Here is an 843-nt window from a genome sequence, read left to right on the forward strand (position 1 = left end):
AGCTCGACGACAAGTCCACCATCACCAACAACGACCCCACCAACTGCGCCAACACCGTCGAAGACTGCTTCAACTGAACCACCACATAACCCGGGGAGTCCCTTTCCGCCGCGCCACGGCGGGGAGGGACTCCCCTGCCCCCCGCGTCCCCGCCGGGTGGTTCGTCGCGGTCCCGTCCGGTACGGGCTCTCCGTAGCGACCGGCGGCCTTCCGCCTCCGTGAACCCCCTTCGCCGACCGGACGCCCTCCCGCACCTGTGGTTCCCTCTCGGCCCCGCCGCGCTACCCCACCCCTTATGCGGGTTTTTTTCGTATATGGGCACGAGGTGAAGAACCTTCTCATACGTTGGTCTTCAGCAGCTACAACCGATTTGTAGCGGAGGCCGCCTCGCTGTGGCGAAGCGACCTTGTCGGGTACAAGGAGAGGGCAGAGAGCTCCGATGTCCAACTACCTTCGCAATAACGATGACGCTTCCCGTGAGAAGGTTTCCCCCCTCCGGCGTCGCCGGCTGTGGCTCGCCACCGGGGTCGTGGGCCTGACGGGAGCGGTCAGCCTCGCGGGCGTGGCCTACGCGACCACCGGGGTCACGGGCCCTCACCGCCTCGCCGACGTGAAGTGGTCGACCGCCCAGCTCACCAGTGACGACGCCGAGGGCTCGGAGGCTCGGGACGACGAGCACGGCCGAGACGGCAAGGACAAGGACAAGGACAAGGACAAGAAGGGTGAGGAGGGCCGAGACCGTGGGGAGTGGGACCCGGACGGCGCCGATCACGGGACGGTCCGGGAGGTGCCGTGTGACGACGAGGAGCTGGTCGAGGCGGTCGATCTGGCGAACCGGGATCA

1 pseudogene is annotated in these 843 nt (G+C 67.1%); it reads left to right on the plus strand.

Annotation, left to right across the window (positions count from 1 at the left end):
* Positions 1–562 precede the first annotated feature (562 nt).
* Positions 563–843, plus strand: a pseudogene (locus NLX85_RS32875) (hypothetical protein); the annotation flags it as partial.

This window comes from Micromonospora sp. A3M-1-15 (assembly GCF_024213425.1).
GTDB lineage: Bacteria > Actinomycetota > Actinomycetes > Mycobacteriales > Micromonosporaceae > Micromonospora > Micromonospora chersina.